This is a genomic window from Prevotella sp. P6B1 (assembly GCF_000702825.1).
Lineage (GTDB): Bacteria > Bacteroidota > Bacteroidia > Bacteroidales > Bacteroidaceae > Prevotella.
The window spans coordinates 184645-200247 of sequence record NZ_JNKF01000016.1 but is presented as its reverse complement, the minus strand read 5'-3'; the positions used below and the strand labels follow the sequence as shown (position 1 = coordinate 200247).

At 49.5% G+C, this 15603-nt stretch carries 9 protein-coding genes; 2 read left to right on the top strand and 7 right to left on the bottom strand.

Annotation, left to right across the window (positions count from 1 at the left end; genetic code table 11):
• Window positions 1–27 precede the first annotated feature (27 nt).
• From T495_RS0113980 to T495_RS0113970, 3 genes are read right to left on the bottom strand one after another with little or no spacing between them, the layout of a single operon-like run.
• Window positions 28–1020, bottom strand: a complete 993-nt coding sequence (locus T495_RS0113980; protein ID WP_028902457.1) for a S41 family peptidase — start codon at window positions 1018–1020, stop codon at window positions 28–30.
• Window positions 1017–1784 carry a DUF3316 domain-containing protein gene (locus T495_RS0113975; protein WP_033149113.1) on the bottom strand — a complete coding sequence of 256 codons (768 nt, stop codon included), beginning with the start codon at window positions 1782–1784 and terminating at the stop codon, window positions 1017–1019. Before T495_RS0113975 ends, T495_RS0113980 begins: the two co-directional genes overlap by 4 nt.
• Window positions 1768–4437 carry a DNA gyrase/topoisomerase IV subunit A gene (locus T495_RS0113970; protein WP_033149112.1) on the bottom strand — a complete coding sequence of 890 codons (2670 nt, stop codon included), beginning with the start codon at window positions 4435–4437 and terminating at the stop codon, window positions 1768–1770. Before T495_RS0113970 ends, T495_RS0113975 begins: the two co-directional genes overlap by 17 nt.
• 160 nt (window positions 4438–4597) lie before the next feature.
• Here T495_RS0113970 and alaS point away from each other — a divergent pair, with 160 nt between their 5' ends.
• Window positions 4598–7261: an alanine--tRNA ligase gene (gene alaS, locus T495_RS0113965; protein ID WP_033149111.1), complete on the top strand. Its 2664-nt coding sequence runs from the start codon at window positions 4598–4600 to the stop codon at window positions 7259–7261.
• A 101-nt stretch (window positions 7262–7362) separates the two neighbouring features.
• Window positions 7363–7710, top strand: a complete 348-nt coding sequence (locus tag T495_RS0113960) for a MerR family transcriptional regulator (RefSeq protein WP_028902461.1) — start codon at window positions 7363–7365, stop codon at window positions 7708–7710.
• Window positions 7711–7762: 52 nt separating this feature from the next.
• On the opposite strand, the gene T495_RS0113955 is transcribed toward T495_RS0113960, so the two are convergent.
• Genes T495_RS0113955 through T495_RS0113940 form a run of 4 tightly spaced genes read right to left on the bottom strand, consistent with a single transcriptional unit; the run spans window position 7763 to window position 15602 of the window.
• Window positions 7763–10960 carry a DPP IV N-terminal domain-containing protein gene (locus T495_RS0113955; RefSeq protein WP_033149110.1) on the bottom strand — a complete coding sequence of 1066 codons (3198 nt, stop codon included), beginning with the start codon at window positions 10958–10960 and terminating at the stop codon, window positions 7763–7765.
• Between the two features lie 52 nt (window positions 10961–11012).
• Complete coding sequence (locus tag T495_RS0113950) at window positions 11013–11990, bottom strand: pectinesterase family protein (RefSeq protein ID WP_033149109.1); 978 nt, start codon at window positions 11988–11990, stop codon at window positions 11013–11015.
• Between the two features lie 14 nt (window positions 11991–12004).
• On the bottom strand, window positions 12005–14278 hold the full coding sequence (locus tag T495_RS0113945; RefSeq protein ID WP_028902464.1) for a RelA/SpoT family protein: 2274 nt from the start codon (window positions 14276–14278) through the stop codon (window positions 12005–12007).
• Window positions 14279–14294: 16 nt separating this feature from the next.
• Entirely contained in the window at window positions 14295–15602 is a 1308-nt protein-coding gene (locus T495_RS0113940) for a lytic transglycosylase domain-containing protein (RefSeq protein WP_081832148.1), read from the bottom strand.
• Between the last annotated feature and the right edge of the window lies 1 nt (window position 15603).

Sequence of the window (15603 nt, the reverse complement as noted above, 5' to 3'; positions counted from 1 at the left end):
TGCGGGTGCAAAGATAATACTTTTTTTTTATTCCGCCAAAAGTTTTCTGGCAAATTCTATGATTGTGTCGCGCCCTTTGACGAAATCTTCGGTTGTAAGACCTACTTGGTAGTCGGGGGCAATGCCGAATTCTGTCTGCTGGTGGTTGCGGTCGTAGCTGGGACAAGCCGAGAAGCGCACCGTCCAGCCATTGGGAAGTGTAGCCGTGAAGGGCAGTCCACTGCCTCCGCCGGTCCGGTCGCCCACCACCTTGACTTGCGGCATGCACTTCATGTATTTGGTAAACTCGTTGGCAGCGCTAAACACGCCTCGGTTGGTGAGCAATATCACAGGCTTCTGCCAGCGCAGGTTGCTCGACGGTTCGATGTATTGCGGCTCTTCGGCCGAGAACTCGTTGTGTCCTTTTCCGGTTTTATGCTGGATATAGCCTACCAGTGTTTTCTCAAAACAGAAGCGTGCTGCTAACTGTTCGGCAGTGGTGAGGGTGCCGCCACCGTTACCACGGATGTCGAGAATCATGCCCTGACAAAACATCAGATGATCGATAACCTCATCGAGATTGCTCTCGCCGATGGGACTGGTAAAGCTGCCGTAATACACATAGCCGATATTGTCGTCGAGAATCTTATAACGCAGTCCGGAGGCAATACGGTAGTCGGTCCCTAAGTATCGGCGTTGCAATGAGTCGCTGAAGTTGGTAGGGTAGTCTTCGTACCAGCTCCAGTAGCGGCCATTGTCGAAGGCGGTGTAGAGGTTAACATGACCGTCGCGCAGTTGGCTGAGCATATCGGCCATCACTTCAAAGAGCTGTTCGCGATTGATGTTGTCGTTCGCGCGTACCTTATATGTCTCATGGATGGCATCCCAGTCGATAGCCTTGTAATCGAAGAAGCAATAGTGCTCATCGAGAATCTGCCAAAGAGCCTCGAAGTTGCCCTGCGGGGTGTCGGGAAATTCGTCTTCATCCACGCATGCACAGAAACTGATCAGACAGAAGAACAGAAGGATATACTTTTTCATAGGCTGCGGGTGAGACCGATGAGAAACCGGTGTGTGTAGATGTGGTTCTTGAGGTTGTTCACTCTGCTCTGCTGGTAGTTGCCCAGATAGCCCGCACGGAGTGCCCAGTGGGTGCTGTAGTGCCAATCGACAGAGAGCATCTGGCGGAAGGTGGGGGCAGAGATGAAAGTGGTAGGCACTGCGTTATGATCGTAGTTGCCTAATTGGAAAATCTCATAATAGCTCTGACCGTAGTTAGGGCTGAACATGATGCCAACCAATGGCAGGTTGAGTTCGTAGCGTGCGGTGAAACGCTGCTTACGGATATGAAAGCGGTAGTTGGCAGTAGCACTCGGCGTGATGTTCAGCGATGCCCGTGCCTGTGCAGGATTGTTGCTGCTGGTCATGTTGTAGATAAAACCAATACTGGCATTGGCTACGGCACCTACCTGTAGGCGTAGGTCCTTGATGGGCGAGAAGTTATAGTAACGTGCCCAGTAAAAGTGGTATGCACCCTCTATGAGTCCTGTGTTCCCACTGCGATCCTTGGTATTCGAGAAGTCAGTCTCGTGTTCGTAGGTGGTGGTCCAGCGACGGATAGTGTCGGTGGGTGCGGTGTCGCGGATGTAGAGATAGGTAAATCCCGTGCCGCTGAAGTGCTCGGGGGTGAGGTAAGTGTCGAGCAGACGTGATGGGCCCGCGCCGATGAGGTGCGTTCTATTCTGTGCGGTTGCGGTAGAAGCCGCAACGCACAAAATAAATACGATACTATTTAAAATCCTCATTATCAAATAGATTTAGCTGACCGGTAATCTCATCGCGTACCTGTTGCTCTGATTTTCCGGCGTCGGGGTCGAGGTTTTCTTCTTCTTCACCCTCGTCCTCTTTCGGTTCTGATACCGGCTCGGGGAATCGGGTAGGCTCCAGCTCCTCGATATTCTCCAACTGGTAGGTGGTGAGGCGCTTACCTTTGGCTTTGAAACCTTTCACCGCAATGAACTGCTCGGCATCAATCTCCTCGCTGCCGCGGAAGGCGTCGACACCACCATAGGTGACTAACAAGCGGGGGAATGGCGTATCCGTGAGCAGGATGAGCTGTGATGACGGGTTGTCGCTCAGCCAGTTCTGCTTCTTCTTCGAGGCATCCATCTGGAAACGCTTCAGATAGGGGTAACCCTGGTTGTCGGCATCGTAGAGAATTGCTGTCCAGACCTTGTCGGCATCGTATTTCTCGATGCGCAGGATATTGGATTCGTAGTGGTTGTTCAAGTCGAAGTTACTCAGATAATAGTCGCCGTTGGTAAGGATGACCAGAATCTGGTCGTCGTCGTAGAACTCGCCTAACATCTGTCCGTGATCATCGTAGTTCAGACGGTTCACATCGGGGTCGAACCACACCTTGCGGCCGCCCAGTGTGGAGTGTCCATGACTCTTCAATCCGATACGGGTTACCTGATATTTCGTGAGCAGATTACCCTTTGAGGCGCGTCCCTTGATGAGCACTTCGGAGAAGTCTTTTACCAGGAATACACGTTTGATGTTCTGTGAAGGGTCGAGTGTGACCTTGATGATCTCGGCCTCGCCGTTCGGATTGGCAGTGAAATACATCACGCGTGAGCCGTCGGTGCCCTGCGTCAGGTCGTATTCCTTGTCGCGGGTCATACTGGTCACATTGAAACGCTTGATATAGTACGGTCCCTTCTTGCCGTCGCGGTAGACGGCATTATAGATGGTGCGCTGATCGTTCTTCTTGAACACGTTGACATACAGGATATTCTTGCCCACGAACAGTTTCTCGGCGATACGTACAATCTTGTATTTACCATCCTTGTAGAAGATGATGACATCGTCGAGGTCAGAACAGTTGCAAACAAACTCATCTTTCTTCAAACCGGTACCGATGAAGCCGTCATTGCGGTTGATGTAGAGCTTCTGGTTGGCCTCGGCCACCTTCGAGGCTTCGATGGTGTCGAAGTTGCGGATCTCGGTCAGACGTGGATGATCCTTGCCGTACTTGTCCTTGAGGAACTGGAACCAGTTGGCTGTTACCTCTACCAGGTTGGCCAGATCGCGGTCAATCTCTTCGATTTCTGCCTTCAGACGTGCCATGAGTTCGTCGGCCTTATCCTTGTTGAACTTCAGGATGCGCTGCATCTTGATTTCAAGCAGTTTCAGGATATCGTCCTTCGTTACCTCGCGGATGAACTGTGGGTAGTAGGGGGTCAATCGCTCGTCGATATGTTCGCAGACAGCATCAACATTAGGTGCCTGTTCGAATTTCTTGTCCTTATAGATGCGTTCCTCGATGAAGATACGCTCCAGCGACTGGAAATGCAGTTGCTCTAACAGTTCGCCCTTTCGGATCTCCAGCTCCTGGCGGATAAGGTCCTTGGTGCGGTCAACCGAGTGGCGCAGCACATCGCTGATGGTGAGGAACTGTGGCTTGTTGTCCTCAATAACACAACAGTTGGGCGAAATGCTTACCTCGCAATCAGTAAAGGCGTAGAGGGCGTCGATCGTCTTATCGCTTGATACGCCGGGTGCCAGATGTACTTGAATCTCTACCTCGGCGGCTGTCAGGTCTTCAACCTTACGGGCCTTGATTTTTCCCTTCTCGATAGCTTTTACGATAGAATCCTGAAGGGTTTCTGAGGTTTTGGAGAAGGGTATCTCACGGATGACCAGGGTCTTCTGGTCTATCTTCTCAATCTTAGCGCGTACCTTAACGACGCCACCACGCTGACCGTCGTTATATTTCGACACATCAATGCTACCGCTGGTGGGGAAGTCGGGGTACAGCGCAAACGGCTGCTGGTGCAGATAGCTGATAGCTGCATCGCAGATTTCGCAGAAGTTATGGGGCAGGATCTTGGAACTCAGTCCTACGGCAATACCTTCGGCACCTTGCGCCAACAACAATGGAAATTTAACGGGGAGCGTGATAGGCTCCTTGTTACGACCATCGTACGACATCTTCCATTCGGTAGTCTTCGGGTTGAATACCGTATCGAGCGCGAACTTACTCAGTCGTGCCTCAATATATCGTGGTGCAGCTGCGCTTGAACCAGTGAGAATATTACCCCAGTTACCCTGTGTGTCGATGAGCAGATCCTTCTGACCCAACTGTACCAGCGCATCGCCGATAGAGGCGTCGCCATGAGGGTGGAACTGCATGGTGTGACCAACGATGTTGGCCACCTTGTTATAGCGTCCGTCATCCATGCGCTTCATGGAGTGCAGGATGCGTCGCTGTACTGGTTTCAGACCGTCGCCCAGATGGGGTACGGCACGCTCCAGGATTACGTAGCTGGCGTAATCCAGAAACCAGTTCTGATACATGCCGCTGAGATGATGAACCGCTGCGGCATCAAAGCGGTTACTTGGCTTATAGTCGGAGTGCTGGTCCGACTCTTGTACTTCTTTTATCTCGTCGTCCATTCTTTAATACGGGGTTTTCAGTTTGCCTGCAAAGGTACTATTTTTTTTTGAAAGTCAATAAAAAAGGCGGGTAAAATTTTGTATTTCGCTCGTTTATTCGTAACTTTGCACCCCAAATAACAATTTGATAAATAGTAAATAGTAAAATAGTCAAATTAAGATGATGACAGCAAATGAGATTCGCGACTCATTCAAAAAGTTTTTCGAGTCGAAGCAGCACGCTATCGTACCATCAGCACCTATGGTAATCAAGGATGACCCAACGCTGATGTTTACGAATGCAGGTATGAACCAATGGAAGGATATCATTCTGGGTACTCGCGATCCAGAGCCACGCCGTCGAGCGGATACACAGAAGTGCCTGCGCGTATCAGGAAAGCACAACGACCTTGAGGAAGTAGGACACGATACTTATCACCACACCATGTTCGAGATGCTCGGTAACTGGAGCTTTGGCGACTACTTCAAGGAGGGTGCCATCGATATGGCATGGGAGTATCTGGTTGATGTGCTCAAACTGAATCCTGAGGATCTCTATGTAACCGTATTCGAGGGTTCGCCCGAAGAGAATATTCCTCGTGACGATGAGGCCGCCAAATATTGGGCTAAGCACGTGCCCGAGGATCACATCATCAACGGTAACAAGCACGATAACTTCTGGGAGATGGGTGACACAGGTCCATGCGGTCCCTGTTCAGAGATCCATGTAGATAGCCGTACACCTGAGCAGAAGGCTGCCAGCGGCAAGACCGGTCGTGAGCTGGTGAATCAGGACGACCCACAGGTGATCGAGATCTGGAACCTGGTGTTCATGCAGTTCAACCGCAAGGCTGATGGTAGTCTTGAGAAACTGGGTATGAACGTGATTGATACTGGTATGGGCTTTGAGCGTCTGGTCCGCATGATGCAGGGTAAGCACTCCAACTACGACACCGATGTGTTCCAGCCCATCATCAAGGCCGAGCAGCAGCTCACCGGTCTGAAATATTTCACTTTCGAGGAAGAGACAGAGACCCCCATCAGCAAGGAGCAGGATGACATCAATGTTGCCATGCGCGTTTGTGCCGACCACCTCCGTGCCGTTTCATTCTCCATCGCAGATGGTCAGCTTCCCTCTAATGCCAAGGCCGGTTATGTGATCCGTCGTATCCTGCGCCGTGCCGTACGCTATGCCTACACCTTCCTCGGTCAGAAGGACGGTTTCCTGCATAAGCTTGTGCCCACACTCGTAGCTGAGATGGGTGATGCCTTCCCTGAGTTGAAGGCTCAGCAGCAGCTGATTACCAAAGTTATCAAGGAAGAGGAAGATTCATTCCTGCGCACGCTTGAAAAGGGTATCGGTATGTTGAGTGATGCTATGAGCCAGCTGAAGGCTGAGGGTAAAACTGAGCTCGATGGTGTTCAGGCCTTCCGTCTGTTCGATACCTATGGCTTCCCTCTCGACCTGACAGAGCTTATCTGTCGTGAGAACGGCTTTACTGTTAACGAGGAGCAGTTTAATGTGGAGATGCAGAAGCAGAAAGACCGTGCCCGTAATGCCGCTGCCGTTGAGAACAGCGACTGGGTAGAACTGGCTGCCGGTGAGCAGCAGTTTGTTGGTTACGATTATACCGAATACGAGTGCCATATTCTCCGCTACCGTAAGGTAACACAGAAGAAGAATGAGTTCTATGAGCTGGTTCTCGATAACACTCCATTCTATGGAGAGATGGGTGGACAGGTTGGTGATCAGGGTGTTCTCGTTAACGAGGCAGAGACCGTCAGCATCATCGACACCAAGCGCGAGAACGGTCAGAGCGTTCACATCGTGAAGCAGTTGCCAAAGGATCCCGCTGCCCAGTTCATGGCTTGTGTGGATACCGACAAGCGTAACGCTTCGGCTGCTAACCATACTGCTACTCACCTGCTCGATTATGCGCTGAAGCAGATTCTGGGTGACCATGTGGAGCAGAAGGGCTCGTTTGTAAGTCCCGACACCCTGCGTTTCGACTTCTCACACTTCGAGAAGGTTACTGATGAGCAGCTGCGCGAGGTAGAGCGTATGGTGAACGATATGATCCGTCAGGATATCCATATCGACGAGCACCGCGACGTACCATTCGATGAGGCCAAGAAGTTAGGTGCTATTGCCCTGTTCGGTGAGAAGTACGGAGATAAGGTTCGTGTAGTTCGTTTCGGTCCTTCTTGTGAGTTCTGTGGTGGTATCCACGCTTCTTCAACAGGTCGCATCGGTTTCTTTAAGATTATCTCAGAAGCCAGTGTGGCTGCCGGTATCCGTCGTATTGAGGCTAAGACCGGTCAGGAGTGTGAGGAATTGCTGTATCAGACTGAGGATATCCTGAAGGCTGTCAAGGCATTCTTCAATAATGCCAAGGACCTGCAGGGTGTAATCAAGAAGTATATTGAGGAACACGACTCAATGAAGAAGGAGATTGAAGCCTTCCAGGCTCAGGCTGTAGAGCGTGCCGCTAAGCAGCTGGTTGAAAAGGCCCGCGAGGTGAATGGTGTTAAGGTTGTAACTGCCGTTCTCCCCATGAATCCTGCAGCCGCTAAGGACCTGGCTTTCAAGATCCGTGCAGCAGTAGAGGGCTCTTTGCTCTGTGTATTGGGTACTCATGATAATAATAAACCACAGCTCTCAATCATGATGAGTGATGATATGGTAAGCGACCACGGACTGAATGCCGGTCAGATGGTACGTGAGGCCGCCAAGCTCATCCAGGGTGGTGGTGGCGGTCAGCCTCACTTTGCCCAGGCTGGTGGTAAGAACGCCGACGGCCTGAGTGCAGCTGTCGACAAGGTGCTTGAGTTAGCAAAGCTTTAAGTATATTGATAGGGTTGGCAAACGCCAACCCTATTTAAATAATCTTAATTCTTTTCTTTATTCAATATAATTGTTTATCTTTGCGGCAAAATAGTTGAATTATGGCACTGAATCTGAAAAAGAATTTTAAGCTTTATTACTCTATCAGAGAGGTAGCGGAGATGTTCGATCTGAATGAGAGTACACTGCGATACTGGGAACAGGAGTTTTCGTTTCTGAGACCAAAGACTTCTGGACCAGCCAAAATCCGTCAGTATCAAGAAAAGGATATTGAGCAGGTACGGCTAATCCATAATCTGGTGAAAGTACGCGGCTTCAAGATATCTGCTGCACGTGAGATGTTGCAGAAAAACCGTCAAGGTGCGCAGACGAAGGCTGATGCATTGCAGATGCTGATTGGCGTGCGTGAAGAACTTGAGAAACTCAAATCGCATCTGGACATGTTGTAATGCTACTTGAACATAATAATCCCCGCCAATCGGCGGGGATTATTATTTGTATTTATTTCTTATGACCTCCGAACTCATCCTTGGTCTTTTCTTTGAACTCCTTAGCTTCCTTGAGTAACTCCTGTACGGCACGCTCCAACTGGCGGTCGCGACCGGTAAGGTAGTCCTCAGGTGCGTTATATACCTCGATGTCAGGGTAGAGTGGTGTGTTCTCACCATAGTCACCGCGTACGTCGATACGTCCAACCTGTGGAATACCGAACACGATGCCATTGATGAGTGTCTCCCACCAAACACTGGTAGATGTTCCTGCCATAGGAGTACCAATCAGATTACCGATCTTCATATCCTGGAACAGACGTGGGAAACCGCAGGCATTACTATAATCGTCCTCGCAGATCACGACGCATGAAGGCTTGTTCCACTGAGCAGATGGCTCGATACCCAGATATTTTCCGTGGGCTACGAAGTGTGAATGCTGACGTCCGCTGAGGAGAACGCGCAGGTCGTCGTGCAGATAGCCACCACCATTATGACGCTCGTCAACAATCACAGCATCACGCTCGCGGTTGTCTTCGTTGAGTAATTCCTCGAAGAGCTCACGGAAACGGTCGCCATTCATCTGACGGATGTGGACGTAAGCCAGTTTGCCTTTAGAAAGACTATCCACCAGATGGCGGTTACGCTCTACCCAACGATCGTAAAGCAGATTGTTATAAGCAGTAAGCGAGATGGGCTTGATATTCACGTTACGACCATTGATGGTGAGGCGTGTCTGTTTGCCTGTCTTGCCAGCCAACAAGGGATAGAAATCGTCGCCAGCCTTGATAGGAGTGCCATCGATAGCTTCGATGATGTCGCCTGCTTTTACGCCAGTGTTGCGGACAGCTAAGGGCGAACCTTTCACGATTTCTGCAATCTTCAGACCATCACCCTTGTATTTCTGGTCGAAGAATACGCCTAATGATGCTGTGCGGTACTTGATGCTGGCAGAGTAGCGGGCACCAGTGTGTGAGGCGTTCAACTCGCCCAGCATTTCGGCCAGCATATCGCGGAAGTCGTACTCATTGTTGATATGAGGCAGGAACTTCTGATATATCTTCTTATAACCAGCCCAGTCAACACCATGTAAGTCGGCGCGGTAGAACTTATCGCTTACTTGACGCCAGATATGATTGAACAGATACTCGCGCTCTGCATATGGACGATAGTTGAAGTCGGCCTCGAAGTCGATGGCGCTACGGCTTTCTTTGGCAAGATCAATCTTTCTGATGTTACCCTTACTCAGCACGTATAGATTCTTGCGCTTTTTGTCGGTCATCAGGTTACCCTGTCCTAAACCTTTGAGTATTAACTCGTTTTTGTCGGTTAGTAAGTTGTACTTCCACAAATCATAGCCATCGTCGTAGGCTGCCTCATAGAAGAGAGTATCACCTTTTGTGGTAAGGAAAGCATCGCCCAGACGGGTAGAGTGCGCAGTAAGACGAACAACACGCTGGCGTGCATTCTCCAGATCGAGTTCAAAAGGTGTATCGGTATTACCCTTCTGCTTTTGTTCGCTGTCGTAGAGCGCTTTTTCCTCCTTCGACATCATGAAACGTTCGTAAGCGTCGAGGTCGAAGAACATGATGTAATAGTCGGTATGATAGCCATGACCGCCATGGTTCTTGTAACCCTTGCGGTTGCTCTTGAACAGCATGGCCTTGCCGCCAATCACCCAATGAGGATTGAAATCGGTATAACCGCTATTGGTGAGGTTGTAGGGTTTCTTTTTGCCGGATGCATCGAGCAAGGCGATGTCATCGTGGTGATAGCCACCGTCGCCGTAATAGCTCGACAGCAGATAGCGGCCATCGGGACTCCATTCGAAATCAATGTCGCCATCAGAGTATGAGAACAGGTTCTTTCCATCCATCACTGTACGGATCTGCTTTGATGACAGATTAATGATACGTACAGCACCACGATCCTCGAAGAAGGCAATCTCCTTACCATCGGGGCTATACTTAGGATAGAACGATGTGTGGTTATGCTTGGTGAGCTGCTCTTCCTTCAAATCGGTAGAATAGATGAATAATTTCTCATCCTTCTTGTTAACGATGCTGGTTTGGTAGATGTTCCAGCATCCGTTACGTTCAGAAGCATAGGCCAGACGGGTACCGTCGGGCGAGAAGGTGATGTTGCGCTCCAGTTCTGGTGTATCGGTGATACGGCGTGTGGTCTTATAATCGACCGAAGTTACATAGATATCACCATGCACGATAAAGGCAACCTCCTTACCGTTGGGGGAAGCGCATATCTCGGTGCAGCCTCCTGTGAGTGTCTGTCGGATCAGATCACGATCAGAGCGGTCGCCGACAATGTTGATGTTGACACGCTGAGGCTGCCCGCCTTCGCAGAGGGTGTAGATCTCACCGTCGTAACCGTAGCACAGAGTGCCGTCGGCAGACGATGTGAGGAAACGTACAGGGTTGGTCTTATGACGTGTAATCTGTTGGGTCTGCGTACCGTCAAGACTGCGTTTCCATACATTGAAAGTACCGTCCTGCTCGCTCAGGTAGTAATATCCCTTGCCGTCGGGAGTCCAAACAGGTGTACGGTCCTCACCCTTGAAGGTGGTGAGCTTGGTGTATTTCCCCTTTGACCAAATCCAAATGTCGCGACAGGCTGGCGATTGATGGTGCTTACGGAAGGGGTCTTCGGTACCTTTGATGCTGTGATACAATACATCGCCAGTCTTGCGATTGATATTGATATCGGCCATTGCCAATGCAGAGTACAAGTATGGACGTCCGCCCTTGATACTCACTTCGTAGAGCTGTGGAAATTTTGCCATTGCAGGAATAATCGACTGCTGTGTTGGCATGTCGGCCATGCTGAATACCAAGTGACCGTTGTCGCTGAAGGCCAGTGGCGTCTTACTGTGACTGCTGGTAGTAATCTGTGAGGGCAGACCGCCGTCGCGTGAAATGACAAAGAGGTTCAATGCGCCTCCCTCACGATCAGATACGAAAGCTATCTTACTGCCGTCAGGACTCCATACTGGGTTGGAATCATAGGCAGGATTACTGGTGAGCTGTTTAGCTGTACCACCGGAAACTGGAACTGTGTACAAGTCGCCTTTATACGAGAAAGCGATAGTTTTGCCGTCGGGGGAGATGGCGCAGAATCGCATCCACAGTGGGCGCTCCTGAGCCGACACAGTAGCCGACAGCAGAGTGGTTAAAACTAGTAGGAGTAATTTCTTCATATATATACCTTATTATTATATTAGTAAAGTGGTGTTGGACGGTAGGTGTTGGTTATTTCCAAGGATTCCAACCGTCGTTTCTGTTAAAAACGGCTTGGGGGGTAATCTTTGTCGCCTCTTTCTTGGTGAGCTGATGACTCCAGGCTACACGTTGCTGAGGCTGAGCACCGGCACCGCGATTGTTGTATTCTAAATAGCGGGTAGTCTTCTCGTTCTCGGGGTTACGCCAGTTTTCCCAACCTTCGCTGCGGATATGTTCGCCCAACTCACAATTCATGAATAGCGTGTAAGCATACGGACGCCAAGGGCGACCTAAGTAGCACTGTTCGGCAGTACCGCCCGCAATAAGCCGGCAGTTGTTGAACACATAACCGAATGGCTGATCCTGAGGAGTTGAGGCTGCAGTGACGTAGCTATTTACCAGACTCTCAATGGTGCATCCCTCGAACCATGCTGTTGAAGGACCGAAGATAAAGTCGGTGGTGCCACAGATGTAGCAGTCCTTGAAATAGAGGCGTGTGCCGGCAGTACCTGTGTATATTGTGTCCTGATGACCTACGAACCTGCAGTTGATAAACACCAGACGGTCACCCTCGGTATGTAGTGCTACGGCCTGGCCCAAACGTGCAGAGTTGTTCTCGATAGTTATATTCTTCAGTGTGATGGCATTACCCTCAATCTTCAGTGTATAAGTGCGGAAAGTGCCCATGGGCTTGCCATTGTCAGTACGTTTGATGTTGGCATGGTCATCAAAAGTGATAATGGTTTTCTCGGCATCCTCACCGCAGATTTCAATGTTCTGAAGCCATGATGGGATGATGAGCTTTTCCTTGTAGGTGCCTTTTTTTACATAGATGACCTTGTGGTAGTCCATAAAAGCGCGACACACTTCGATGGCATCGTCGATGTTTCGGAATTCTCCTGTTCCATCGCGTGCTACCACAAGGGTGTCGGGGTTGTCGTACTTGCCGGCAGAAAATCCGGTCTGAGATGTGGCCATGATAGCCAGTAATAGCAGTAGTTTTTTCATTTTATAAAGTAGTTTTACATAATTTCTGAGATCTCCTTCAGATCGGGTACCTTCTTCAGATTCTCCATGATAGCCTTTACGTTCTCACGATCGTGTACGTGCATCTCGATGGTTCCTTCAAAAATACCCTCTTCGCAGGTGATGAGGATTTTGTGGATATTGACATTCATCTGTGATGAGATGACCTGCGTGATTTCGTTGAGCATGCCCAGACGGTCGATACCACTGATGCGGATGGTGGCGTCGAAATAAAGCTTTCGGTGCATGTCCCACTTGATATCAAGGATGCGGTTGCCATAGCTGGTTTTCAACTTAGCAGCCACTGGACAAGCACGCTTATGGATTTCTATCTGATTCTTGTTGTTGATATATCCTAATGCATCGTCGCCGGGGATGGGGTGGCAACATCCCATGAACTTGAATTGCTTGATATTCTCCTCAGCGATGTAGACGGGCTTTTTGCGGTTAAACTTCTCAGGAACGATAAACAAGTCCTGACGAGAATGCTCTTCTTTCTTTTTCTTTCCGACAAAGGGTACAAACTTACGCCAACCGGAGTTGCTGTTGTCGTCTTTGTTCTTACCATTCAACTCATCGATATCCTTTTCGCCCAGTAGCACAATCTTCTCACCCAAAGCCTGGAAGAATTCCGTACGTTTGGTGTATTCATGGAAATCGGCTAATTTGTCGGTCAGTGCTACAGTAGGTTCAAAACCATTTTTCTTCAGGAACTCGTTTAAGATGTCCTCTCCCTCGCGTTGCGTTTCGCGGTTATCACGACGCAGGATGGCCTGAATCTTGGCTTTAGCCTTGGCGGTGGATACGAAGTTGATCCAACCTGCATTGACATGCTGCGATTTTGAGGTAAGAATCTCTACCTGATCACCACTCTGTAGCTTATAGCTCAGGGGAACCAGTTTGTGGTTTACCTTGGCACCGATACAATGGCTACCCAGGAAGGTGTGAATGGAGAATGCGAAGTCGAGTGCGGTACATCCTGCAGGCAGGGTCCGGATTTCTCCCTTGGGGGTGAACACGAATATCTCGCTGGCGAAGAGGTTCAATTTGATGGTGTCGAGGAAGTCCATGGCATCAGGTTGTGGGTCGTCCAAAATCTCTTTGATTGTACGTAACCACTCGTTAAGCTCATTCTCGTCCTCTGTGTACTCCTCTTCAATACCATCTTTATATTTCCAATGGGCAGCAAATCCCTGCTCTGCGATTTCGTCCATACGATCCGAACGGATCTGTACTTCAATCCACTGACCGGTTTTCGACATCAGTGTGACATGCAGGGCCTGGTAGCCGTTGGCCTTTGGCTGACTAAGCCAATCGCGCAAACGGTCGGGATGGGATTTGTATATCTTTGAAATAGCAACATAAATCTTGAAACACTCGTTAACTTCGTCTTCACGGTTATTGGGGGTGAAGATGATACGTACTGCCAGAATATCATAGATTTCTTCGAAGCTAACATGTTTGTTCTGCATCTTATTCCAGATAGAATAAGGGGTCTTGACGCGCTCCTTTATTTCGTATTTGATGCCCATTTGTTGCAGGGCTGTCTCGATGGGTGAGGTAAACTGCGAGAATAGGGTGTCGCGTTCCTCACTTGAGAGTTGCAGTTTCGATTCGATGTTGGCATATTCGTCAGGGTGCTCGAATTTGAAGCTCAAATTCTCGAGCTCGGTCTTGATTTTGTTCAGTCCCAGGCGGTTGGCCAGAGGGGCGTAGATATATAGCGTCTCGCCAGCAATCTTATACTGTTTGTTGGCTGGCTGGCTATCCAACGTACGCATATTGTGTAGTCGGTCACAGATCTTGATGATGATGACACGTATGTCATCGCTCATAGTGAGTAGCAGTTTCTTGAAATTTTCGGCTTGTGCAGAGGCTTGTTCACCGAATATGCCACCACTAATCTTGGTTAGTCCGTCGACAATCTGGGCAATCTTGGCGCCAAAGATGTTCGAGATGTCCTCCACTGTATAGTCGGTGTCTTCTACCACGTCGTGCAGTAGAGCGGCGCAGATACTCGTAGAGCCAAGTCCCACCTCTGAGCATGCAATTTGTGCCACGGCAATGGGATGCATGATATATGGCTCGCCTGATAGTCGGCGCACCCCTTTGTGAGCTTGGCGCGCAAAGTTGAAAGCCTTAGTAATGATGTCGACTTTCTTGCGATGGCGCGATGAAATATAGTCGTTCAACAAATGTTCGAACGCCGCATTAATCATCTGATCATCTTTTTCCTCCTGGGTTAACTGCTTCTCTTCTACATCCATCATATTTGAACAAAATTAGTTATCTTCTGCGACGGCTTCTGCTTCTGCCTTTTGAACTGCGCTTCTTTGATTTGGATACAGCAGCTCTGCCTCGGCGCGCATTACGCGCCTTTCGGGCACTTGTACGACCACGACGTACACTCTTTTTGCTGCGGAAAGTGGGCTGGTCGTCGTTAACATCTACAACAGAACGCTTAGTCAGTAATTCGCTGGTACGGTAGTTGTAGATAGAGTCCTGCATGTCGATAAATCGCACGGCATCGGCCATGGGCAGGCGGATCGCGTATTTCTTGGTATTTCCTGGTACAATATCACGACGGTACTGAGGATTCAGTGAACGTAACATCTCAATATCCAGTTCGAGTACGGCAGCAATCTGTTCAAGATGTACATCGCGGTTTACTACTACAGTGTCGGTCTGTAGTGGCAGACGTGTACTCATGGGGCAGATATTGTGCTCGCAATAATATGTCATGGCATAGTTGGCTGCAATAAAAGCAGGTACATAACCACGAGTCTCTGCGGGCAGGTAGGGGTAGAGGCGCCAATAGTCCTTCTCACCGCCAGCGCGGTGTATGGCCTTATTGATGTTGCCTGGTCCACAGTTGTAAGCAGCAATTACCAGGTTCCAATCGCCAAAGATACGGTACAGGTCGCGTAGATATCGCGCAGCAGCATACGATGCTCTGAGAGGGTCTCGGCGTTCGTCGACCAGCGAATTTACTTCCAGTCCGTATTGTTTACCTGTACCTAACATGAACTGCCATAAGCCAGTGGCTCCCACGCGTGAAACTGCTTTGGGATTAAGGGCACTCTCAATCACGGGCAGATACTTCAATTCCAATGGTACCTGATAGGCTTCAAGTGCTTCCTCGAAAATAGGTACGTAGAAATTGGCTGCACCCAGCATAAAACTGACTGAATGGCGCAAGCGTCCCATATAGCGGTCGATAAAGCGTTGTACAATATCGTTATACCCCATCTCCATGACGGTTGGCATACGGCGCAGACGTTCAATATATTCTTCTGGGGTGTACGTGGGGTTCTCGTCCTTCATCTGACAGTCGCCTGGACTCAGATAGGCTTTCGACATATATAAACTGAGGAGACTGTCGAGATTGAATGTCATGGCTTCGGGGAACTCGATTAATTCCTCGTTGCCTTCCTTGTCTAGTACAGAGATTTCATCCTCGATGGGGACGAACAGGCTGTCGACCTCTATTTCGTCATCATCGGGGTTGTTAATCACTGTTTGTGCGGTCAACGATGTACTGGTAAAAAACATCGCTGCGAAACTTAAAAGCTTTATGTTGTTCTTTATCTTCATA

Bases quoted from the DNA above. Each gene is read 5' to 3' on its own strand.
- T495_RS0113980 (WP_028902457.1), bottom strand. From the start codon at position 1,020: ATGAAAAAGTATATCCTTCTGTTCTTCTGTCTGATCAGTTTCTGTGCA.
- T495_RS0113975 (WP_033149113.1), bottom strand. From the start codon at position 1,784: ATGAGGATTTTAAATAGTATCGTATTTATTTTGTGCGTTGCGGCTTCT.
- T495_RS0113970 (WP_033149112.1), bottom strand. From the start codon at position 4,437: ATGGACGACGAGATAAAAGAAGTACAAGAGTCGGACCAGCACTCCGAC.
- alaS (WP_033149111.1), top strand. From the start codon at position 4,598: ATGATGACAGCAAATGAGATTCGCGACTCATTCAAAAAGTTTTTCGAG.
- T495_RS0113960 (WP_028902461.1), top strand. From the start codon at position 7,363: ATGGCACTGAATCTGAAAAAGAATTTTAAGCTTTATTACTCTATCAGA.
- T495_RS0113955 (WP_033149110.1), bottom strand. From the start codon at position 10,960: ATGAAGAAATTACTCCTACTAGTTTTAACCACTCTGCTGTCGGCTACT.
- T495_RS0113950 (WP_033149109.1), bottom strand. From the start codon at position 11,990: ATGAAAAAACTACTGCTATTACTGGCTATCATGGCCACATCTCAGACC.
- T495_RS0113945 (WP_028902464.1), bottom strand. From the start codon at position 14,278: ATGATGGATGTAGAAGAGAAGCAGTTAACCCAGGAGGAAAAAGATGAT.
- T495_RS0113940 (WP_081832148.1), bottom strand. From the start codon at position 15,602: ATGAAGATAAAGAACAACATAAAGCTTTTAAGTTTCGCAGCGATGTTT.